Source organism: Rhizobium sp. F40D2 (assembly GCF_051810745.2).
In the GTDB taxonomy this organism is placed as follows: Bacteria; Pseudomonadota; Alphaproteobacteria; order Rhizobiales; family Rhizobiaceae; genus Rhizobium.
The window spans coordinates 3,472,992-3,495,239 of record NZ_CM131436.1; the positions used below are offsets into that span (position 1 = coordinate 3,472,992).

Consider the following 22,248-nt stretch of genomic DNA (forward strand, 5'->3'; position numbering starts at 1 on the left):
ATGAGCCAACATAAGATTCCTGCGACCGTCATCACCGGTTTCCTCGGCGCCGGCAAGACGACGATGATCCGCAACCTGCTTACCAATGCCGGCGGCAAAAAGATCGCGCTGATTATCAATGAATTCGGCGATCTCGGTGTCGACGGCGAGGTACTGAAGGGCTGCGGTGCGGAGAACTGCAGCGAGGACGATATCATCGAGCTCACCAATGGCTGCATCTGCTGCACGGTTGCCGACGATTTCATTCCGACGATGACGAAGCTCTTGGAACGCGGGCAGCGGCCCGACCATATCGTCATCGAAACCTCGGGCCTGGCTTTGCCACAGCCGCTGGTGGCGGCCTTCAACTGGCCTGATATTCGTACCCAGGTGACCGTCGACGGCGTCATCACGGTAGTCGACAGCGCGGCTGTCGCCGCCGGACGTTTCGCCGACGACCACGATGCCGTCGAGGCGGCGCGCGGCGAGGATCAATCGCTCGATCACGAGAGCCCGATCGAGGAACTGTTCGAGGATCAGCTCACCTGCGCCGATCTCATTGTGCTCAACAAGACCGACCTGATCGACGTGGCCGGTCTCGGCCGGGTGCGCGACGAGGTCGCCGCCCGCACCCAGCGCAAACCGGCGATGATCGAGGCGAAAAACGGCGCGGTGCCGGCCGGCATCCTGCTCGGCCTCGGCATAGGCACAGAGGACGATATCGCCAACCGCAAGTCTCACCACGAGCTGGAGCATGAGGACGGCACGCCGCACGATCATGACGAATTCGACAGCTTCGTCGTCGATCTCGGCCCGGTCGCCGATCCCGCCGGCTTCGCCGAGTCGCTGAAGAGCATCATATCAGCCCATGACGTGCTGCGCCTCAAGGGCTTCGTCGATGTTTCGGGCAAGCCGATGCGCCTGCAGCTCCAAGCCGTCGGCAGCCGCATCGACCACTATTTCGACCGCGCCTGGGCGCCTGGCGAAAAGCGCGGCACGCGCCTCGTCGTCATCGGTCTGCATGAGATGGATCAAGGCGCGGTCAAGGCGGCGATCGAGGCGCTGGCGTAAACCCATGCATCTGCTTCTGGCCCAGCAGGGAACGATCAGCGACGGCGAGGAGGCGATCGATCTCGGTCAGACGCCGGGCGATATCCTGTTCCTGTCGGCTGCCGACAGCGAGCTTGCGGCGATCGCGGCCGCCCATCGCGCCTGCGGTGGGCCGCATTCGCTGAGGCTTGCGAGCCTGATGAGCCTCAAGCACCCGATGTCGGTCGATACCTATGTCGAGCGCACGGCGCGGCACGCCAAGCTCATCATCGTTCGTGCGCTCGGCGGCGCCAGCTATTTCCGCTATGCGCTGGAAGCGCTGCATGCGACAGCCTCCCGCGCCGGCGCGCAGATTGCGGTGCTGCCGGGCGATGCGAGGCCGGATGCGGGGCTGGTACCCTTCTCGAACCTCGCTGCCGACGATCTCGATGCACTCTGGTCCTATCTCATCGAGGGCGGCGACGCCAATGCGCGCGCCTTTCTCGATTATGCCGGGGCGATGCTGTCGGGCGCGAAGAAGCCGGCGCCGGCGGTGCCGTTGATGAAGGCCGGCATCTGGTGGCCGGGGCAGGAGCTGATCGGGGTCGAGGAGTGGCGGCGGATGACCGCGCATTCGACGGAGAAGGTGGCGGTGAGGCCAATCGCCGCCATCAGCTTCTACCGCGCCCTCGTGCAGAGCGGCGAGACCAAGCCGATCGAGGCGCTGATCGACGCCTTGCAGGCGCAAGGCCTTCGGCCGCTACCAGTCTTTGCCTATAGCCTCAAGGATCCGGTTTCGACAGGCATTATCGAAAGCGTGTTTTCAGCGCTGAAACCCGATGTCGTGATCAATACGACCGGCTTTGCGGTCTCGGCACCCGGCGCCAACCGGCAGCCGACAGTGCTGGAGGCGAACGGGGCAATGGTGCTGCAGGCGATCCTGTCGGCCTCGTCGCGGGAGACATGGACAGCTTCGGCGCAAGGCCTGTCGGCGCGGGATCTCGGCATGAACGTGGCGCTGCCCGAAGTTGATGGCCGGGTGCTGGCGCGGGCGGTCTCCTTCAAGACGGCGGCGCTTTACGATGCTGCCGTCGAGACCAACGTTGTCGCCAGTGAACCGGATGCCGGCCGGGTGCGCTATACGGCGGAACTCGCCGCCAACTGGGCGCGGCTACGCGCCACTCCGGCTCGCGACCGGCGCATCGCGCTCGTGATGGCGAATTATCCGAACCGCGATGGCCGGCTCGGCAACGGGGTCGGCCTGGATACGCCTGCCGGCAGCATCGAGGTGCTGCGGGCGATGGCGGCGGCGGGTTATCCGCTCGCCGATATTCCGACCGACGGCGATGCGCTGATCCGGCATCTGATGCAAGGGCCGACCAATTCGGGGCATGATGGCAGGAACATCCGCGAAACGCTTTCGCTCAGTCTCTACAACAGCTTCCTGGACTCTCTTCCCAACAAGATTCAGGATGAGGTGAGGGCCCGCTGGGGCGATCCCGAGAACGATCCGTATTTTCGCGAGGGTGTGTTCGCTCTGCCTTTCGCCCGCTTCGGCGGCGTCCTCGTCGGCATTCAGCCGGCGCGCGGTTATAATATCGATCCGAAGGAGAGCTATCATTCGCCGGATCTCGTGCCGCCGCACGGTTATCTCGCCTTTTATGCTTTCCTGCGGCGCGCGTTCGGCGCCGATGCCGTCATTCACATGGGCAAACACGGCAATCTCGAATGGCTGCCGGGCAAGGCGCTGGCGCTGTCGGAGGAGTGTTATCCCGAGGCGATCCTCGGGCCCATGCCGCATCTCTACCCCTTCATTGTCAACGATCCGGGCGAGGGCACGCAGGCCAAGCGCCGGACTGCCGCCGTCATCATCGATCACATGACGCCGCCTTTGACGCGAGCCGAGAGCTACGGGCCGCTCAAGGATCTCGAAGCGCTGGTCGACGAATATTACGAGGCCTCCGGCGGCGATCCCCGCCGCATCCGCCTGCTCAGCCGGCAAATCCTCGATCTGGTCACCGATATCGGCCTCGACCGGGATGCCGGCATAAAGAGCGGCGAAAGCGAAGGCGAAGCGCTGAAGAAGCTCGACGCCTATCTCTGCGACCTGAAGGAAATGCAGATCCGGGATGGGCTGCATGTGTTCGGCGTGTCGCCCGAGGGGCGGCTGCTGACGGATTTGACCGTGGCGCTGGCGCGGGTACCGCGCGGGCTGGGCGAGGGCGGGGATGCGAGTTTGCAGCGGGCGATTGCTGGGGATGGGCTGAAAAACCCCTCCCCAACCCCTCCCCACAAGGGGGAGGGACTTGCTGGGCGCATCGTCTCGTCATCAGCTTTGGTCGCAGAGGTTGCCGCAAGCGCGACGGTAAGCCCCTCCCACCTGTGGGGAGGGGTTGGGGAGGGGCCTTCCTTCGACCCTCTCGACTGCGACATGGCCGCCCCGTGGACCGGAACGCGTCCCGCAATACTCGCCGACGTTCTCGATGCACCATGGCGCACCAACGGCGACACTGTCGAGCGCATCGAATTGCTGGCGGCCAATCTGGTCTCTGGCGAGGTCGCCTGCCCCGCGGAATGGACGGCGACGCAGGCGGTGCTCTCCGAGATCGAGACCCGTCTCAAACCCTCAATCCTTGCCTGCGGCCCGGCGGAAATCGCGGGCCTGCTTGCCGGCCTCGACGGCCGCTTCGTCGCACCCGGTCCGTCGGGTGCGCCGACGCGCGGGCGGCCCGACGTACTGCCCACGGGGCGCAATTTCTATTCGGTCGACAGCCGCGCGGTGCCGACACCGGCCGCTTACGAACTCGGCAAGAAATCCGCCGAACTGCTGGTGCGCCGCTATGTGCAGGATCACGGCGAATGGCCGGTTTCTCTGGGGCTGACGGCCTGGGGCACGTCGAACATGCGCACTGGCGGCGACGATATTGCCCAGGCGCTGGCGCTGATCGGCGTCAAGCCGCTTTGGGATATGAGTTCGCGCCGCGTCACCGGCTATGAGATCATACCGCAAGCCATGCTCGGGCGGCCGCGTGTCGACGTGACACTCCGCATCTCCGGCTTCTTCCGCGACGCTTTTCCCGAGCAGATCGCCCTGTTCGACAAGGCGGTCCGCGCCGTCGGCGCGCTTGAAGAGGACGAGGCCGACAATCCGATAGCGGCGCGCATGCGTGGCGAGGCGGCAAGGCTTGCAGCCGCCGGTCTCGACGCCGCCGCGGCGAAACGCCGGGCGGGCTACCGGGTCTTCGGCTCGAAGCCCGGCGCCTACGGCGCCGGACTGCAGGCGCTGATCGACGAGAAGGGTTGGGAGCGGCGCGCCGATCTCGCCGAGGCCTATCTCGTCTGGGGCAGCTATGCTTATGGCGCCGGCGAGGAGGGCAAGGCCGAACGCGGCCTGTTCGAAGAGCGGCTGCGTTCGGTGCAGGCCGTGGTTCAGAACCAGGACAATCGCGAACACGATCTGCTCGACAGCGACGACTATTACCAGTTCGAGGGCGGCATGGCGGCCGCGGCCGAGGCGCTCAGAGGCGCCCGCCCCTCGATCTACCACAATGACCATTCGAGGCCGGAGCGGCCGGTGATCCGTTCGCTGGAGGAAGAGATCGGCCGCGTCGTGCGCGGGCGGGTCGTCAATCCGAAATGGATATCGGGCGTCATGCGCCACGGCTACAAGGGCGCGGCCGAGATCGCCGCCACTGTCGATTATCTCTTCGCTTTCGCGGCGACGACGGGTGCGGTCGGCGCGCATCATTTCGAAGCTGTCTATCAGGCCTTCGTCACCGATCCGGCCGTGCGTAGCTTCATGGTGGAAAAGAACCCGGCGGCATTTGACGAGATGGCGGCGCGGCTGCGCGAGGCGATCGACCGCAGCCTTTGGACGCCGCGCAGCAATTCGGCCCGGTTCGACCTGGCCATACAACAGAATGAGGTGAACCGATGAGCGACGAAATCCCGGACAACGAAACGGGCAAGGACGATGCGCGCCACGCCGAGAAGATGGCGAAGAAGAAGGCCGCGCGCGACAAGATCATGGCGACCAAGACCGACGGCAAAGGTCTGATTATCGTCCACACCGGCAAGGGCAAGGGCAAATCATCCGCCGCCTTCGGCATGATCTTCCGCCACATCGCCCATGGCAAACCCTCGGCCGTCGTTCAGTTCATCAAGGGCGCGATGTGGACCGGCGAGCGCGACCTGATCGAGAAACATTTCTCTGATCTCTGCCAGTTCCACACCATGGGCGAGGGGTTCACCTGGGAAACGCAGGACCGCGCCCGCGACGTTGCCGCCGCCTCGGCTGCCTGGGAAAAGGCCAAGGAGCTGATCCGCGATGAGCGCAATTCGATGGTGCTGCTCGACGAAATCAACATTGCGCTGCGCTACGACTATCTCGACATCAACGAAGTCGTCGCCTTCCTGACGGCCGAGAAGCCCGTCATGACGCATGTCGTGCTGACGGGGCGCAACGCGAGGGAAGAACTGATCGAGATCGCCGATCTCGTCACCGAGATGGAACTCGTCAAGCATCCCTTCCGCTCCGGCATCAAGGGCCAGCCGGGGGTGGAATTCTAGAGCGATTCAGCTTGGAATTGCTCCAGGCATCAGTTGAGGGAAAGGCTGCGCAGGATCGCGGCCGTCTCCTCATCCGCCGGGAAGAAGGATTCCACGGCCAGTTCCGACAGAGTAATGTCGACGGGCGTGCCGAAGACCGTGGTCGTCGAGATCAGGGATAGCAGGCCGGCCTTAGTCGAAAGCTTCAACGGAATGGCGATGCCGGCGTGGTCGGCATGCGCCTCGTTCGCAGCTTCCGGTGCCGGATAGGACAGCAGCTCTTTCAGCAGCCTTTCCAATACCGGATCGCCCGAGGCCGATATTTGCTGACGCAACCGGTCGATAAGGTGGGCGCGCCATTCCGGGAGGTTTGCGATGCGGGGCGCAAGTCCTTGCGGGTGCAGGCTGAGGTGCAGCACATTGACCGGCGGTTCCAGCAGGGACGGATCGGCAATGCCCGAGATGAGCGGCGCCAGCGCCGCGTTGGCGGCAACCAATGTCCAGTGGCGGTCGATCGCGAGCGCCGGGAAAGGCTGATGCGCTTTCAACACCATGTCGATGGCGCTGCGCGCCGGTTCCAAGGCGGGATCGTCGAGTGTGCGTTCGGCAAAGACGGGAGCGAAACCCGCTGCCAGCAGCAGCGGGTTCCGGTCGCGGAGCGGCACGCCGAGCCGTTCGGCAAGATGCAGCAGCATGTCGCGGCTCGGCGTCGCGCGCCCGCTCTCGATGAAGCTCAGATGCCGCTGCGAGATATCGGCCTCCAGCGCCAGGTCGAGCTGGCTCATCCGGCGGCGCTGGCGCCATTCGCGCAGGTGATCTCCAAGAGGGCGGGCGGTCGGCGCCATCAGGCGGCTTCCGGCAATTGGTCGATGAAACCGCGGACGGATTTCAGCTTGCCACCCTCGAGCTCGGCAAAATCCGTGCCCTTGATCAGTGCTTCGCCATTGGCAGGCCCGAGACCCCAGGAGAAGCGCAGATTGTCGCCATAGCCGTCAGCCGCACCGATCAGTTCGAAACGGAAACCGGGGAAGCGGTTCTGCACGGCCTCCACCAGCGAATTGATCTGCTCGTGGCCTTCGCCGCGCATCAGCGGATCGATGTAGGTTGCGGCTTCCGCCCAGCTCTCGGCGATGAGAGCGCGGCGGCGAGCCGCATCCGTCTCGTTCCAGACGGCGAGGTAGCGCTCGGCATTGCTGTTTGCGTCGTTCATCGGGTCATCTCCTTTTGATCGCCCGTCCATTCCAGGCAGCGCGATCATGCGGCAAGGCGATGCGGCCTATCAATTACGTCAGAGGTAATGGAGGCCGGTCAAGTGTGCTAGAACATGATGATTTTAGGCCCGTTTGGCCTAAAGTCTGAATCCTGTTCTAAATTAAAGAGTTAGAGCATGATGTCGACTGAAAACCGCGCACATTTTTCGGCATCATGCTCTATACGCCGAGCCAGACGCGCAGCGGATTTGCCGGATCGGCGAGCAGTTTGATCGCAAGGGCGACGCAGACGATGACGAGCAGCGGCTTGATGAGCTTTGCGCCGATGCGCATGGCGAGTCGCGAACCCAACTGCGCGCCGAGGAATTGGCAGACGCCCATCAACAGGCCGATTTTCCATAATATTGCGCCGAAACTAGCGAAGACGATCAGAGCGCCGAAATTCGAGCCGAGATTGTGAAGCTTGGTGTGGGCGGTTGCCTTCAGCACGCCGAAGCCGGCGAGGGTGACGAAGGCGAGCATGAAGAAGGAACCGGTGCCGGGGCCGAAGACACCGTCATAGAAGCCGATAGCCGGGACCAGTGTCAGACCGAAGGCGAAGGGCGTGATGCGGCGATGGGTATCGACGTCGTTGAGGTTCGGCTTGACGGCAAAGAAGATCGCAATCGACAGCAGCAACACCGGCATGATCGCCTGCAGCACTTGTCCGGGCACGATCGTGGCAAGAGCGGCGCCGAGCGCTCCGCCCATCACCGCCATCAGCGCCATCGGCAGTTGTTCGCGAAGCTGCACGTGGCCCTTGCGGGCATAAGCGAGCGTTGCCGAGGCGGCGCCGAAGATCGACTGCACCTTGTTGGTGCCGAGCGTCTGCAGCGGCGGAATGCCGGCAATCAGCATGGCGGGAACGCTGATGAGACCGCCGCCGCCGGCGATCGAATCGACGAAACCGGCAAAGAAGGCAGCCGCGCAGAGCAGCAGAAGCAGATGAAGAGCAATGTCAGGCAAGATGGTATTCCGGAAGAGCTTTCGGGTGGTTTTGTTGCATTTCCCATCCCAAGCTGCAATGGCTGCCAGAGCATGATGCCGACAAGCAGGAGCGGTTTTCCGACGGCATCATCTTCTGAGACACGGCAGAGCGCATTTGACGGCTTCCATGAGTGACATTTCCTTTGATACGGCACGACGCCACGTGCTCGGGCTCGGTTGCGAGCGCGGGACGCCCTCTGCGGAGGTTCTGCTGCTGGCCATTGCGGCGCTGGAGGCGGCCGGTATCGGCGGGGCGCAGCTTGCTGCCATCGCTTCCATCGACAGCCGCAGGCAGGAGGCGGCAATCCTTGCCGTTGCCGAACATTTTTCCATGCCGGCATTGTTCTTCGATGCGCCGCGGCTGGAAGCGGAAACGCCACGGCTCAAAAATCCCTCGGAGATCGTCTTTGCCCGCGTCGGCTGCCATGGTGTGGCGGAATCAGCGGCACTTGCGGCCATTGGCCCGGATGCGGAGCTCCTGCTCGGCAAAATCAAATCCGCGCATGCGACGGCGGCGGTCGCCCGCATCGGGTTGCAGAAAGCCTGACGGGCGTTATGGTGGCGGCAATTCGCGGCGCCGTCCGGCAGCTCGCGGTCTACATATAAAAGGATATTCCATGCACAAGGTCATTTATGACACGGACCCGGGCGTCGACGATGCCATGGCACTTCTTTTCCTGCACCGCCATCCCGAAATCGATCTGATCGGCATCACCACCGTTTTCGGCAATGCCTCGGTCGAGACGACAACGCGCAATGCGCTTTTCCTCAAGCGGGAATGGGATATCGCAGCGCCGGTTGCCAAGGGCGCCAGCGTCACCATCGATCCCTCGCGCGCCGAGCGGGAATGGCCGGCCATGGTGCATGGCGACAACGGCCTCGGCGATATCGAGGTGCCGGAAACGATTGATGTGCCACTCGATCCGCGTCCGGCGCATCGCTTCATCATCGACACGGTCCGCGCCAACCCCGGCGAGGTGCGGCTGGTGGCCGTCGGGCGAATGACCAATCTGGCGAGGGCGCTGAAGGAAGACCCGGAGATTGCGAGCCTGGTCAAGGATGTCGTCATCATGGGCGGCAATTTCTATGTGCCGGGCAATGTCTCGCCGGTCGCCGAGGCCAATATCCACGGCGATCCCGAGGCGGCCGACATCGTCATGACCGCGGCCTGGAAGGTCGCCGTCATCGGCCTCGACGTCACCTCGATCACCACGATGAGCCGCAGCTATCTCGGCGAGATGGCTGACAAGGGCGACGGGGCGGTAAAGCTGCTCGACGCACTGTCGCAGTCCTACATCGATTTCTACAAGCATGCGGTCGAGGACGGCATGATGGTGCATGACAGCTGCGCCGCGGTCTATGTCGTGGCGCCGGAACTGTTCTCGTCGATATCGGGTGCGGTGCGCGTCGTCTGCGGCGGCATTGCCGATGGCCAGACAATCATCAAACCGGACGGTCGCCGTTTCCCGCCGAGCGACTGGGATGGCCTGCCGAGCCAGATCGTCTGCACCGGCATCGAATCGGAGAAAGTCATCGACCTTATCCGCAAGGCGCTGCATACGGCTTGAGCGTCTGGGAGGCCGGCTGCATCGCGGCCGGCCTTTGCGATCATATGATAATATATTCATATTGTTATTCGAATTTTCGGAGAATTCGAATCTGCTTCCTCGCAAAGTGAGTCATGGTCATCTCAGCAACTTCAAGTGAGGCGGGGCGCACGGCGTTGACCTTGTCCTTTCCGGGGCCTAGATCAGCGGAATGATCGATGCCGCATTCTCCCATCTTCCGGCGCTGGAGCCGGGCAGCGTCTGGCTTGTCGGGGCCGGCCCCGGTGATCCAGGGCTGTTGACGTTGCTGGCTGCCAAGGGGCTGTCCGAGGCTGATGTCATCGTGCACGACGCGCTCGTCAACGAGGAATGCCTGGCGCTGGCGCGGCTGGAGACGGTGGTCGAATTTGCGGGGAAACGCGGCGGCAAGCCTTCGGCGAAACAGCGCGACATCTCGCTGCGGCTGGTGGAGCTGGCGCGGGCCGGTAAGCGGGTGCTGCGGCTGAAGGGCGGCGACCCCTTCGTCTTCGGCCGCGGCGGCGAGGAAGCGCTGACACTGGTCGAGCACAACATCCCCTTCCGCATCGTGCCCGGCATTACCGCCGGCATTGGCGGGCTCGCCTATGCCGGCATCCCGGTGACGCATCGCGACATCAACCATGCCGTCACCTTCCTGACCGGCCACGATTCCTCCGGCATCGTGCCCGACAGGATCAACTGGGAGGCGATCGGCCGGGGTTCGCCCGTTATCGTCATGTATATGGCGATGAAGCATATTGCCGAGATCAGCGCCAACCTGATCGCCGCCGGCCGGCTGCCGTCCGAACCCGTCGCCTTCGTCTGCAACGCCGCCACCGGACGGCAGCAGGTGCTGGAAACGACGCTGGCCGACGCGCCCAAGGCGGTCTCCGCCTCCGGGCTCGAACCGCCTGCGGTGGTTGTCGTCGGCGAGGTGGTGCGGCTCAGAGCCTCGCTCGACTGGCTCGGCGCGTTGGCGGGCCGGCGCCTGCAGCCCGATCCATTTCGCCGGTCCGGCAAGGTGCTGATATGAGCGGCCTCCTGATCGCAGCCCCTTCCTCCGGCGCCGGCAAGACGACGGTAACGCTCGGGCTGCTAAGGGCGCTGCGCCGGCGCGGCGTCGCAGTCGCACCCGGCAAGGCCGGCCCCGATTACATCGATCCCGCCTTCCATGCGGCGGCAAGCGGCACGCCTTGCCTGAATTTCGATCCTTGGGCGATGCGCCCGGAACTGATCTCGGCCAATTCAGCCCTTCATCGCTTCGGCGACCGCATCCTCGTCATCGAGGCGATGATGGGGCTCTTCGACGGAGCGGCCGACGGAAAGGGAACCGCGGCCGATCTTGCCACCCAGCTCGGCCTTTCCGTGGTGCTGGTCGTCGATGCCTCGCGCATGTCGCAGTCGGTGGCGCCGCTCGTATCAGGTTTTGCCGGCTTCCGCGCCGATGTCCGCGTTGCCGGCGTCATCCTCAACAAGGTCGGCAGCGAGCGGCATGAGGCAATGTTGCGCCAGGCGCTGGAAGCGATCCGCATGCCTGTTGTCGCGGTGATCGGCGGCGACAAGGCGCTTACCTTGCCTGAGCGCCATCTCGGCCTTGTTCAGGCCGGTGAACATGCGACGCTTGAAAATTTCATCGACCATGCGGCGGACGCCGTTTCCGAGGAATGCAATTTCGAATTCCTGCTGCGCATCGCAAGGCAGGGGCTCAACCGGCCGTCGGCTGCGAATATCGACCGGCTGATGCCGATCGGCGCCCGCATCGCCGTTGCGCGCGATGTCGCCTTTTCCTTTTCCTACGAGCATATGCTGCTCGGCTGGCGGCGGCGCGGGGCTGATATTTCCTTCTTCTCGCCGCTTGCCGACGAGGTGCCGGCCGCCAATGCCGATGCGATCTATCTGCCGGGCGGTTATCCCGAGCTGCATGCCGGGCGGCTATCCCAAGCGCAGAGTTTTCGCGCCGGCATGCTCGATGCGGCGGCGCGTGGCATCAGGATCTACGGCGAGTGCGGCGGCTACATGGTGCTGGGCGATGGGCTGATCGATGCGCAGGGCAGCCGCCACGAAATGCTCGGGCTGCTGCCGGTCGTCACCAGCTATGCCGAACGCCGACGCCATCTCGGCTATCGCCGTGTCACGCCGCTCGACGGCGCCTTCTTCGCGCGGACGATGACGGCGCATGAATTCCACTATTCCACCGTTGTCTCCGAGGGCGAGGGAAAGCGGCTGTTTGCAGCACAGGACGCACTAGGAACCGATCTTGGTGCTGTCGGCCTGAGACGCGGCCAGGTGGCGGGTTCCTATATGCATCTGATCGATCTTGCGAGAGCGGCCGCGTGAGCGCGCCGATCGCCCATGGCGGCGGCATCACCGCTGCAGCCGCTGCTTTCGGCGGCAGACCGGAAGACTGGCTCGACCTTTCCACCGGAATCAACCCCTGTCCCGCCGCGCTGCCTGACATCCCGGCAAGGGCCTGGCACCGTCTGCCGGACAGGCATCTCGTCGACGAGGCAAGGTTTGCGGCGCGCGATCATTATGGCAGCGCAGAGATTCTGCCGCTACCGGTGCCGGGGACGCAATCGGTGATCCAGCTTTTGCCGCGCCTGCTTCGACAGGGAGGTCGGGTCGCCGTGACGGACGACAGGGTCGCCGCGACGGACAATAGAATTGACGGACGACAGGGTCGCCGTGGTGTCGCCGACCTACGGCGAATATACGCGCGCCTTCGCCTCGGCGGGTTTTGTCGTCGATGCGATCGACGATCTTGCTGCGATCGGCGGTGAACACAAGCTTGCCGTCGTCGTCAATCCGAACAATCCGGACGGCAGGGTCTGGTCGGCCGAAACGCTGGTTGCCCTGCACGACAGGATGAAGGCGGCAGGCGGGCTTCTCGTCGTCGATGAGGCCTTCGGTGATACCGATCCGGCGCTGAGCCTCGCAGCCCACGCGCAAAAGCTCTCCAACCTGATCATTTTCCGCTCCTTCGGAAAGTTTTTCGGGCTTGCCGGCCTGCGGCTCGGTTTTGCGATTGGGCGCCATGATATTCTAGAGTCTTTCGAGAACTGGCTCGGCCCTTGGGCGGTCTCCGGCCCGGCGCTGTCGCTGGCCGCCTCGTTGCTGCGCTCCGACGTCTCCGCGATCCGCCACTCTCTCGATAAGCGCAGCGCCGCGCTGCAGGCGACGCTGACTTCGGCCGGGTTGCGGATCAGTGGAGGAACGGCGTTGTTCGCCCTTGCCGCCGATAGCAGGGCGGGCGACATTTACACGCATCTTTGCCGGCATCATATTCTCGTCCGCAAGTTCGATTATGCGCGGGATTGGCTGCGGTTCGGGTTGACGCCCGATCCGGCGGCGGACAGGCGGCTTGGCGAAGCCCTTCAGGGATTTGAGCGATGACGATCGACGAAAACCTTCTTGTGCTGCTTCTGGCGCTGCTGCTCGATCGGATCGCCGGCGATCCGCAATGGCTGTGGTCACGGGTGCCGCATCCCGTCGTCTTGTTCGGCGCGGCGATTTCCTATGCCGACCAGCAGCTCAATCCCTCAAGCCTTACGGGCTCCCAGCGCCGGATGAACGGCGTCGCGGCGATCCTGGCGCTGCTGCTGCTATCGATCGCCGCAGGCTTCGTGTTTGACCGGTTCTTCGCGCTCTTCGGCCTTGCCGGCCTCGTGCTGGAAGCCGGTCTGGTGGCGATTTTCCTGGCGCAGAAGAGCCTTGCCGATCATGTCGCGGCCGTCGCGACCGCCTTGCGCGGCGAAGGGCTTGCCGGCGGCCGGAACGCCGTCTCCCGCATCGTCGGCCGCGATCCCGAAACGCTCGACGAGCCGGCGGTCTGCCGCGCGGCGATCGAAAGCCTTGCGGAAAATTTCTCCGACGGCGTCGTGGCGCCGGCCCTCTGCTATGCCGTCTTCGGCCTGCCGGGCCTGCTCGCCTATAAGATGCTGAACACGGCGGATTCGATGATCGGCCACAGATCGGAAAAATACATCGATTTCGGCTGGGCCGCGGCCCGGGTCGACGATATCGCCAACTGGCCGGCCGCGCGGCTCTCCATCCTGCTGATCGCCGCCGGCGCCTGGATCCGGCGCGGCATGAGCCCCTGCCGCGAGGCGATCCGGGTGGCGATGCGCGACGGCGGCCTGCACCGCTCACCGAATTCCGGCCGGCCGGAGGCGGCCATGGCCGGTGCCCTCAATGTCCAGCTCGCCGGCCCACGCATCTATGGCGGTGTCATCGTGACGGAGCCGATGATCAACAATGCCGGCCGCGACATTGCCACCGCCGGCGACATCGAGGACGGCGTGTCGGTGTTCTATGCCAGCTGCATGGTGCTCACCGGTCTGACGTTGGGGTTGTTCTTGTGTTTTCTGTAGGGCGCCACGCACCGCGTCTGCGCCCCGGTGGACAGCTCCGCCGCAAAGGTTTATGCGAAGCGCCTCATATCTCATCAGACCGGAAGCAAAGCGATGACAGTTCAGGTTGAATTACCGTGCCCGAAGTGCAAGAGCACCAAGATGAAGTTCGAGCGGCCCGAAATCCGGGAGACCGATATCATTACCTGTGCCGCCTGCGGTCACAATCTCGGCACGATGGCCTCTATCCGCGAGAAGATGAACAAGGCCTATCAGCGCCTCAACCGGCCTGCGGCTGGGCGCAAGCTCCAGTAGGTGAGCCGCTCACGGCTTAAACGTGTTAAAATTGTGATTACCATTCGGATTAAAGCAATATAGAAAGTATTGTCTTAGTCTCTCTGTCGTGAGGGCGCAATTAAACTGCGCGGGTGCGAAGAGGGGCTATCATGAAGACGATTTTGGCGGCTGCGGCCGCAAGTTTATTGCTGCAGTTTTTGCCTGTTGCCGCCGAGGCGGCGACGCTGGTTGCCAATATCAGCATCGGCAAGCAGACGATGACCGTCACCGAGAACGGCTTCGTCAAGTATCGCTGGAAGGTCTCAACCGCACGCAACGGCTACGTCACGCCGACCGGTTCGTGGAGCGCCAAGTGGCTGTCGCGCGATCACCGTTCCCGGAAGTTCGACAATGCGCCGATGCCCTACGCTGTGTTCTTTAACGGCGGTTATGCCGTTCACGCCACTTTCGACCTGAAGCGCCTGGGCAGGCCGGCCTCGCACGGCTGCGTCCGCCTGCATCCCGACAATGCCGCCCAGTTCTTCTCGTTGGCGCGCCAAGCCGGCCTTGCCAATACCCGCGTGGTGATTACCCGCTGATTTTCTTTTCCAGCTCATCCATGTCAGGGACGACGATATGCCGGATGTTCTCGATGTGGATGACGCCCTCTTTGCGCAGCCGGGTCAACTGGCGGCTGACGGTTTCGATCGTCAGCCCGAGAAAATCGGCGATCTCGGCGCGCGATAGCGGTAGATCGAAGGCGGTGCTGGTGGCCGTTTGCGGCTCGGCATGCGTGGCGATGAGGTGGAGCAGGCTTGCGACCTTCTCTTCGGCGGTGCGCCGGCCGAGTGTCAGCATCCATTCGCGCGCGGCATCCAGCTCCTTCAATGCCTGATCGTGCAGGCTGCGCTGCAATTCCGGCGTCTCCGATATCATGCGGTCGAGCAGGCTACGGAGGAAGACGCAGATTTCGGCGTCGGTCGCAGCCTCGGCCGACAGCTTGCTCTCGCGCACGAAGGGCCTGCCGACGAAATCGGGGGCGAATTGCAGGCCGACGATCTGCTGGCGCCCGTCCGGCATCACCTTGCATAGCTTCACCACCCCGCGCATGATGTTCGAATAGAAAGAATTTTCTGACCCTTGAGCGACGATCTCTGAACCGGCATCGATCTTGCGGCGCAGCGAATGGCGGCCGAGCTCTTTCAGTTGGCTGCTCGACAAGGCGCTGCAGACGACGCCGTGCCGCGCCTGGCAGGAACGGCAAGCGACAGGCGTGCCGGCCTCGGAAACCTTAATGGGTGCAACGTCCATCTCCTGATCCTTTCGAAATCCTGATGCACCCCGGCATTGCTAGCGTACTGAGCATAATCGAGACGATTACGCCGCGATTGCGGGTTCGGCTATCCCGATTTCTTCCCGCGCGCTTGATGATTATCAATTTCGCCGGATCGCGATTTGATCCAGGTCAAGTGTCGTGCCTGCGGCTTCGGTCGGGAGGATGCTCGCGCCGAGCCGAGGCTTTGCGCAGCTTTGATTCGGATGGCCTGTTTGGCGCTGGCGGCGCGGTGGCCTGCCCGCAGCGGCATCGCCACCCGCCTTGGGTGACGGCAACGACCTGCATTCCATTGCTGTTTAGGCAACACCCGGCCGGCAAATTGCCGCAACTCCGGGACGAAAGCATTGGCTTTTGAAATGGATTTGCCTATGAGGGGGTTTAAATCGTCATTTCATGAGGTACAGCGCGTGACCGCTACATTCGACAAAGTTGCCGACATTATTGCAGAAACCAGCGAGATCGACCGCGCGACGATCACGCCGGAGAGCCATACGATCGACGACCTCGGTATCGACAGTCTCGATTTCCTCGACATCGTCTTTGCGATTGACAAGGAATTCGGCATCAAGATTCCGCTCGAAAAGTGGACGCAGGAAGTCAACGAGGGCAAGGTTTCCACCGAAGAATATTTCGTGCTGAAGAACCTCTGCGCCAAGATCGACGAGCTCAAAGCAGCCAAGGCCTGAGCGACATAACCGTCTTTTTTGAGCGCCCTGCCGCCCTGACTATGGCGGCTGGGCGGTTTCGTTCCTAACTAGGCGTCACCGGCGGGCGGATCTGGCCTGTCGGGCCGGAGGATCCGCATGCTGCTGGAATATTTCCAGATGATTGACCGCGTCGAAGCGGTGGACCTAAAGAAGGGCACGCTTAACGCGCGATCCATCGTGCCGGCCAAGAGCCCCGTCTTCGAGGGTCATTTTCCCGGCATGCCGCTCGTTCCCGGCGTGTTGTTGATCGAGACCATGGCGCAGGCCTCCGGCATGCTGGTGCTTGCCGTCACTAACTTCGCCGCCATGCCCTTCCTGATGTCGGTCGATGGTGCCAAGATGCGCACGTTCGTCGAGCCTGAAGCCGTGCTCGATATCGAGGCGGTGCTTGAGCACGACGGTTCGGGTTTCGCGGTTACCAAGGCTAAAATCACCAGCGCCGGCAAGAAGGTCTGTGATGCGCAGCTGAAGCTTCGCACCATGCCGTTTTCCGAAGTGCCGCTCGGCGATATCGTGAAAAAACGTGCCGGCGAGATCGGGCTTCTCGAAGCGATCGCGGCGCAGGGAGTGGTTGGATGAGCAAGGCTGCAAACGACGTCGTCATCTCGGGCATCGGCATCGTCACCTGTCAGGGCGTCGGCAAGGATGCGCATATAGCGCTGCTTTCGGCGGCAAGCGCGCCGAAGGCGATCGTTGAGACCGAGAAGTTCAAGCCCTATCCGGTGCATCCGCTGCCCGAGATCGATTGGTCGCAGCAGATCGCCAAGCGCGGCGACCAGCGCCAGATGGAGAACTGGCAACGCATCGGCGTCTTCGCCGCGGGCTTGGCACTCGACGATGCCGGCTTCAAGGACAATCTCGAGGCCTGCGGTACGATGGACATGATCGTGGCGGCCGGCGGCGGCGAGCGCGACATCAATGTCGATACGCTGATCGTCGACGAGGCGCTGAAGCGCAACGACCGCGAATTGCTGCTGAACGAGAAGCTGACGACGGAGCTGAGGCCGACGCTGTTCCTCGCCCAGCTTTCCAACCTGCTCGCCGGCAACATTTCGATCGTGCATAAGGTCACCGGCTCGTCGCGCACCTTCATGGGCGAGGAAGCGGCAGGGATTTCGGCCGTCGAAACCGCCTTCTATCGCATCAAATCAGGCGAATCCTCGCATGCTCTGGTCGGCGGCGCCTTTGCGGCGGAGCGGCCGGACATGATCCTGCTTACAGAAGCGATCGGCGCCCATGCGCGCGGCGACTGGGTGCCGCTCTGGTCACGCAAATCAAGCGATGGCGGCGGCATGATCACCGGTTCGGCAGGCGCCTTCCTGGTGCTGGAATCGCGCCAGCATGCGGAAGCGCGTGGCGCGCATATCTATGCCGTCATCGACGCGGTCGAGGGCGACCGCGGCAACCGCAATGCCGGCAATCTCGAGGTCCGGCTGGAGCGGCTTTTAGCACCCGCCGCCGGGCTTGCCGCCGAAAGCACGGCGATCTTTTCCGGCTCGACCGGCATGCACGATCTTGCCGCCCGCGAACGGGCAGTGCTCGAACATCAATTGCCCGGTGCTGCCATCCGTGGCTTTGGCGGCGTCACCGGCCACACGATCGAGACGCAGTTCACGCTGGGTCTGGCGCTTGCAGCACTTGCCGTCGACGGCAAGGCCAAGGTTCCGCCCTTCGATGCCGCCCATGAGGCGCCCATGCGGGCAGGCGCCGTCGCCGCCGTCGTCACTGCGGTCGGACACCAGCGCGGTGAGGGCGTTGCCGTCCTTTCCGCAAATGCGTGAGGAGTGAAAGATATGACAGCTTCCGCTTACAGGGATCACCTCGGCCGTCCGATCGTGGCCGTGACCGGCATGGGTATCATCACCTCGCTCGGTCAGGGCCTCAGCGACAACTGGGCAGCGCTTTCGTCAGGCACCTCGGGCATCCACGAGATCAACCGTTTCCCGACCGAAGGACTGTCGACGCGGATTGCCGGCACCGTCGATTTCATCGGTATCCCGGCCCCGAACGCCGTCGAGCGCTCCTACGCCTTCGCCCGCGAAACGACGATCGAGGCGCTTGCCGATGCCGGCCTTTCCGGCGATTTCAATGGCCCGCTGTTCCTCGCCGCTCCGCCGATCGAGCCGGAATGGAGCGCCCGTTTCGAGCTTGCCGACCGTTCGCCGGCCTCCGAGCATCCTGGCGATGCTTATGAACGTTTCCTGACGGCGCTGCGCCAGCGGCCGGATCCGGCCTTCCATGAGGCGGCCCTGTTCGGGGCGATTTCCGAGCGCCTTGCCGACCGGTTCGGCACGCGCGGCCTTCCCGTCACGCTGTCGACGGCCTGCGCCTCCGGCGTCACTGCGATCCAGCTCGGCATCGAGGCGATCCGCCAGGGCCGCACCGATCGCGCCCTGACGGTTGCGACCGACGGTTCTCTCAGCGCCGAAGCGCTGATCCGCTTCTCGCTGCTGTCGGCCCTTTCGACGCAAAACGATCCGCCGACCAAGGCTTCCAAGCCGTTCAGCAAGGATCGCGACGGCTTCGTCATCGCCGAAGGTGCGGCGACGCTGGTGCTGGAATCACTGGAAGCGGCGGTCGCCCGCGGCGCCAAGGTGCTCGGCATCATGAAGGGCGCCGGCGACAAGGCCGACAGCTTCCACCGCACCCGCTCCTCGCCGGACGGCGGCCCGGCGATCGCGACGATCCGCGCGGCCCTTGCCGATGCAGGCATCGACGAAAGCGGCATCGGCTACATCAACGCGCACGGCACCTCGACGCCGGAGAACGACAAGATGGAATATGGGGCGATGTCGGCCGTCTTCGGCGAGCGGCTCGTCGGCATTCCGGTGTCCTCGAACAAGTCGATGATCGGCCATACGCTGACGGCGGCGGGCGCCGTCGAGGCGGTGTTCTCGCTGCAGACGATGCTGACCGGCACACTGCCGCCGACCATCAACTACACCAATCCCGATCCGTCGATCGTTCTCGATGTCGTGCCGAACAAGAAGCGGGAAGCCCAGGTTTCCGCCGTGCTTTCCAACTCCTTCGGCTTCGGCGGGCAGAATGCCAGCCTTGTCATGGCGCTCGAACCGGCTTAAGCGGTTCCCGACACATTTTTGAGATGAGATGACGCCTACAGCATCGGCCCGAAAGTCGGGCGATTTTCGGAAAGCCTGATGCGTAGATTTAAAGAGTTAGAGCGTCCTTTGTGCGTCCGAACGGACGCACGGCGCTCTAACGGCGAGGGATTTTGCTATGCGCGCTTTGCAACTGATCGATGACCGCAAGCTTGAGATCACCGACCTGCCGGAACCGGATGCGCCTGCCGCCGGCGAGGTGACGCTGCGCGTCAAGGCGGTGGCGCTCAACCATATCGACGTCTGGGGCTGGCGCGGCATGGCATTCGCCAAACGCAAGATGCCGCTCGTCATCGGCGCGGAGGCTTCCGGCGTCGTGGAAGCGATCGGCCCGGGTGTCGCCAACGTGCTGCCGGGCCAGCTCGTTTCCATCTACGGAGCGCGCACCTGCGGCCTCTGCCGCCCCTGCCGCGAAGGCCGCGACAATCTCTGCGAACATGTCTCCGGCGTGCACGGCTTCCATCTCGACGGCTTTGCGCAGGAGAAGGTCAATCTGCCGGCGCGGCTGCTGGTGCCGGCTCCTCCCGGCGTCGATGCCATCGGCGCGGCACTCGCTCCCGTCACCTTCGGCACGGTTGAGCACATGCTGTTCGACAATGCCAAGCTCGAACCCGGCGAGACGATCCTCGTCCATGCCGGCGGCTCAGGCATTGGCACGGCAGCGATCCAGCTTGCCAAGAAGATCGGCTGCACCGTCATCACCACCGTCGGCTCGGACGACAAGATCGAAAAGGCCAAAGCGCTCGGCGCCGATCACGTTATCAATTACCGCACCGACCGGTTCGAGGGCGTGGTGCGCAAGCTCACCAAGAAGAAGGGCGTCGACGTCGTCTTCGAACATGTCGGCAAGGATACCTGGGCGGGCTCGATGCTCTGCATGAAGCGTGGCGGGCGGCTCGTCACCTGCGGTTCGACCTCCGGTGTTTCCACGGAAATGAACCTGATGATGCTGTTCCAGCAGCAGCTGAAGCTTTTCGGCTCCTTCGGCTGCCGCATGGAGAACATGGCGGATGCGATGCAGAAGATGGGCCGCGGGCTCGTCCATCCTGTCATCGATACAGAGGTCAGCTTCAGCGATATCGACCGGGCGCTGGAGCGGATGGAGTCGCGCCAGATCTTCGGCAAGATCATTCTGAAAATGGATTGAGCCCCAAGTGAAGCTCCTCATCACCCGGATCGTTCTGGCGCTCAGGCACTTCCAGCAATGGCTGGTAGCGCAGGTGATGTTCGGCATTCTGAACCTGCTGAAGCTGTTTCCGGCTGATGGCGCGATTCGCTTCGCCGACAGGATGACGCGCCGCCTCGGCCGGCGGACGCGCCGCCACAAGCTGATGCTCGTCAATCTGCGCAATGCCTTCCCTGAGAAGAGCGAGGCCGAGATCGAAGAGATCGCGCTCGCAAGCTGGGGCAATATGGGCCGGCTTGCGGCCGAATACGTCTTCCTCGACCAGTTGTTCGACTATGATCCCGCAAATGACAAGCCGGGCAGGGTGGAGGTGTCGGGCATCCCGATCTTTCTCGATCTTCGCGACAATCCGCGCCCTTTCATCGTCTTCACCGGCCATACCGCCAATTTCGAGCTGCTGCCGGTGGCGGGTGCCGCCTTCGGGCTTCATGTGACCGTGCTGTTTCGGCCGCCGAACAATCCCTATGTCGCCAAGAAGGTCTTCGATTTCAGGAGCGCGCGGATGGGCAAGCTGGTGCCGTCGCATGCCGGCTCCTCCTTCGCGCTCGCCCGTCAGCTGGAAGCCGGCCAGGGCGTCGGGGTGCTCGTCGACCAGAAATTTGGCAAGGGGCTGAAGGGCACTTTCTTCGGCCGTGACGTCAAGACCAATCCGCTGCTGCCGAAGCTGGTGCGCCAGTTCGATTGCGAGGTCTATCCGGCGCGCTGCATCCGCCTGCCGGGCAACCGCTATCGGCTGGAAATCGAGCCGCGGCTGGAAATGCCCCGCGACGCCAAAGGCAATCTCGACCTGCCGGCAGCCGCCCAGCTGCTCAACGACAAGGTGGAAAGCTGGGTGCGGGAATACCCGGAACAGTGGCTCTGGTATCACGACCGCTGGCAGATCAAGCAGACGCTCAGCTCCTAAAGCGCGTCGCGATCTATCGGATTCGCTGTCGCGCTTTAGTTCTTTGTTTTGGTGCATGTCGTTATCTGCAAAACCGCGACACACCTTTGCGCGACATGCTTTCAGAATATCCACCCCCAATTATCAGCGGTGAAAAGCGGCAATGGTCTCGGATTGAAACTGAGTGCATTTTCATGTTACCCGTCACTACCAAGACGCGAATAATGTCTACCGAAGGGCGCATTTTTCGAAATATGCCGCCATAATAGGTCTCGGACCGTCTCTTGGACCAATGGGAGTTGGGCGTCTTGCTGGAGCTTTTTCGAGCTTTTTCCTTGCGTTGCACGCAGATAGAGGAAGCCATACGCCTGGGTGACGATCAGCGCGTCACGGCGCTCGACGGCCATGTCGAACCGCTGGTCGAGGCAATCCTCGCCTATCAAGCGGTCAATCTGCTCGAAGTCTACATGCAGCTGCAGTTTGTGACTCATCTGATCGGCCAGGACGCCGACGACAGCGCCAGCGTCACCGAGCACACGACGGTGCTTTCCTACCTGCTTGACCGCTATTTCGGCACGCATGGCCCGGACTGGCGCGTGCCGTCGCCTCAGGACGTGCGCATCGAGCCGCCGCCAGCCTATGTGCCTGATACCGACAACGGCCAATTCCTTAATTCGGCGATCCTCGAAAGCCTGCCGGACCGCGTCGCGGTACTGACCAGGGACTATCGCTTCCTTTATTCCAATCCAGCCAACTGCGCCCATCTCAACAAGAAGCCGATGGAGCTCATCGGCCGCCATCTTTCCGAATTCATCGGAGAGGAGCTGTTTGCCGCCTGCGCCAAATACAAGCTCGACGACTGCTTTGCCGGGGAGCAGATCGACTACGCCTATGAGTGTCCGAACGGCAGCGGCAGATCGGGGCAAGTGCGCTGTCGTATGTCGCCGTTGCGCGATGTCGGCGGTATGGTGATTGGCGCGCTGCTCGTCATGGAAGATATCGAGCCGCAGCAGCCAACTGGCTGATCAATAGCT

21 protein-coding genes and 1 pseudogene are annotated in these 22,248 nt (G+C 63.3%); 18 read left to right on the plus strand and 4 right to left on the minus strand.

The features are described from left to right. From cobW to cobO, 3 genes are read left to right on the plus strand one after another with little or no spacing between them, the layout of a single operon-like run. Entirely contained in the window at positions 1-1,050 is a 1,050-nt protein-coding gene (cobW, locus tag ACS4RS_RS16690) for a cobalamin biosynthesis protein CobW (RefSeq protein ID WP_439010087.1), read from the plus strand. Between the two features lie 4 nt (positions 1,051-1,054). Then, positions 1,055-4,945 carry a cobaltochelatase subunit CobN gene (gene cobN, locus ACS4RS_RS16695; protein ID WP_439010086.1) on the plus strand — a complete coding sequence of 1,297 codons (3,891 nt, stop codon included), beginning with the start codon at positions 1,055-1,057 and terminating at the stop codon, positions 4,943-4,945. Beyond that, the gene (gene cobO / locus ACS4RS_RS16700; RefSeq protein ID WP_439010085.1) at positions 4,942-5,577 is read left to right on the plus strand and encodes a cob(I)yrinic acid a,c-diamide adenosyltransferase; all 636 of its coding nucleotides are present in this window, start codon (positions 4,942-4,944) and stop codon (positions 5,575-5,577) included. The genes cobN and cobO overlap by 4 nt, the downstream gene beginning before the upstream one ends. A gap of 29 nt (positions 5,578-5,606) precedes the next feature. Here the strand turns inward: cobO and ACS4RS_RS16705 are convergent, their stop codons facing one another. From ACS4RS_RS16705 to ACS4RS_RS16715, 3 genes are all read right to left on the minus strand, one after another. Continuing rightward, positions 5,607-6,401, minus strand: a complete 795-nt coding sequence (locus tag ACS4RS_RS16705) for an MmyB family transcriptional regulator (protein WP_439010084.1) — start codon at positions 6,399-6,401, stop codon at positions 5,607-5,609. Then, entirely contained in the window at positions 6,401-6,766 is a 366-nt protein-coding gene (locus ACS4RS_RS16710) for a nuclear transport factor 2 family protein (protein ID WP_439010083.1), read from the minus strand. Before ACS4RS_RS16710 ends, ACS4RS_RS16705 begins: the two co-directional genes overlap by 1 nt. Before the next feature lie 220 nt (positions 6,767-6,986). Further along, a complete protein-coding gene (locus tag ACS4RS_RS16715) occupies positions 6,987-7,772 on the minus strand; it encodes a TSUP family transporter (protein ID WP_439010082.1) in 786 nt (261 codons plus the stop codon). A 148-nt stretch (positions 7,773-7,920) separates the two neighbouring features. On the opposite strand from ACS4RS_RS16715, the gene ACS4RS_RS16720 reads away from it, so the two are divergent. From ACS4RS_RS16720 to ACS4RS_RS16755, 8 genes and pseudogenes are all read left to right on the plus strand, one after another. Continuing rightward, on the plus strand, positions 7,921-8,340 hold the full coding sequence (locus ACS4RS_RS16720) for a cobalamin biosynthesis protein (RefSeq protein ID WP_439010081.1): 420 nt from the start codon (positions 7,921-7,923) through the stop codon (positions 8,338-8,340). Between the two features lie 70 nt (positions 8,341-8,410). Continuing rightward, entirely contained in the window at positions 8,411-9,361 is a 951-nt protein-coding gene (locus ACS4RS_RS16725) for a nucleoside hydrolase (protein WP_439010080.1), read from the plus strand. A gap of 190 nt (positions 9,362-9,551) precedes the next feature. Beyond that, positions 9,552-10,391 carry a uroporphyrinogen-III C-methyltransferase gene (gene cobA, locus ACS4RS_RS16730; RefSeq protein WP_439010079.1) on the plus strand — a complete coding sequence of 280 codons (840 nt, stop codon included), beginning with the start codon at positions 9,552-9,554 and terminating at the stop codon, positions 10,389-10,391. Further along, positions 10,388-11,695, plus strand: a complete 1,308-nt coding sequence (locus ACS4RS_RS16735) for a cobyrinate a,c-diamide synthase (protein ID WP_439010078.1) — start codon at positions 10,388-10,390, stop codon at positions 11,693-11,695. Before cobA ends, ACS4RS_RS16735 begins: the two co-directional genes overlap by 4 nt. Next, positions 11,692-12,751, plus strand: a pseudogene (locus ACS4RS_RS16740) (threonine-phosphate decarboxylase). Before ACS4RS_RS16735 ends, ACS4RS_RS16740 begins: the two are co-directional and overlap by 4 nt. Beyond that, positions 12,748-13,728, plus strand: a complete 981-nt coding sequence (gene cbiB / locus ACS4RS_RS16745) for an adenosylcobinamide-phosphate synthase CbiB (protein ID WP_439010076.1) — start codon at positions 12,748-12,750, stop codon at positions 13,726-13,728. Before ACS4RS_RS16740 ends, cbiB begins: the two are co-directional and overlap by 4 nt. A 93-nt stretch (positions 13,729-13,821) precedes the next feature. Beyond that, positions 13,822-14,022: an ECs_2282 family putative zinc-binding protein gene (locus ACS4RS_RS16750; RefSeq protein WP_003564241.1), complete on the plus strand. Its 201-nt coding sequence runs from the start codon at positions 13,822-13,824 to the stop codon at positions 14,020-14,022. Between the two features lie 131 nt (positions 14,023-14,153). Then, positions 14,154-14,582: a L,D-transpeptidase family protein gene (locus ACS4RS_RS16755; protein WP_439010075.1), complete on the plus strand. Its 429-nt coding sequence runs from the start codon at positions 14,154-14,156 to the stop codon at positions 14,580-14,582. On the opposite strand, the gene ACS4RS_RS16760 is transcribed toward ACS4RS_RS16755, so the two are convergent. Continuing rightward, complete coding sequence (locus tag ACS4RS_RS16760; RefSeq protein WP_449313743.1) at positions 14,572-15,294, minus strand: Crp/Fnr family transcriptional regulator; 723 nt, start codon at positions 15,292-15,294, stop codon at positions 14,572-14,574. The genes ACS4RS_RS16755 and ACS4RS_RS16760 overlap by 11 nt on opposite strands. A 432-nt stretch (positions 15,295-15,726) precedes the next feature. On the opposite strand from ACS4RS_RS16760, the gene ACS4RS_RS16765 reads away from it, so the two are divergent. The 7 genes from ACS4RS_RS16765 to ACS4RS_RS16795 all read left to right on the plus strand — a co-directional run bounded on the left by ACS4RS_RS16765 (position 15,727) and on the right by ACS4RS_RS16795 (position 22,239). Then, positions 15,727-16,005 carry an acyl carrier protein gene (locus ACS4RS_RS16765; protein ID WP_003540486.1) on the plus strand — a complete coding sequence of 93 codons (279 nt, stop codon included), beginning with the start codon at positions 15,727-15,729 and terminating at the stop codon, positions 16,003-16,005. Positions 16,006-16,122: 117 nt separating this feature from the next. Continuing rightward, a complete protein-coding gene (locus ACS4RS_RS16770) occupies positions 16,123-16,605 on the plus strand; it encodes a 3-hydroxyacyl-ACP dehydratase FabZ family protein (RefSeq protein WP_439010073.1) in 483 nt (160 codons plus the stop codon). Beyond that, positions 16,602-17,807, plus strand: coding sequence for a beta-ketoacyl-ACP synthase (locus ACS4RS_RS16775; protein WP_439010072.1), 1,206 nt, complete (start codon positions 16,602-16,604; stop codon positions 17,805-17,807). Before ACS4RS_RS16770 ends, ACS4RS_RS16775 begins: the two co-directional genes overlap by 4 nt. A 12-nt stretch (positions 17,808-17,819) precedes the next feature. Then, positions 17,820-19,106 (plus strand): beta-ketoacyl-ACP synthase, encoded by a 1,287-nt coding sequence (locus tag ACS4RS_RS16780; RefSeq protein WP_012557954.1) that lies wholly within the window; start codon positions 17,820-17,822, stop codon positions 19,104-19,106. Positions 19,107-19,263: 157 nt separating this feature from the next. Beyond that, positions 19,264-20,292, plus strand: coding sequence for a zinc-binding dehydrogenase (locus ACS4RS_RS16785; RefSeq protein ID WP_003564229.1), 1,029 nt, complete (start codon positions 19,264-19,266; stop codon positions 20,290-20,292). 7 nt (positions 20,293-20,299) lie between these two features. After that, positions 20,300-21,235, plus strand: coding sequence for a lipid A biosynthesis lauroyl acyltransferase (locus ACS4RS_RS16790; RefSeq protein WP_439010071.1), 936 nt, complete (start codon positions 20,300-20,302; stop codon positions 21,233-21,235). A gap of 287 nt (positions 21,236-21,522) precedes the next feature. Next, entirely contained in the window at positions 21,523-22,239 is a 717-nt protein-coding gene (locus tag ACS4RS_RS16795) for a PAS domain-containing protein (protein WP_439010070.1), read from the plus strand. Positions 22,240-22,248 lie beyond the last annotated feature (9 nt).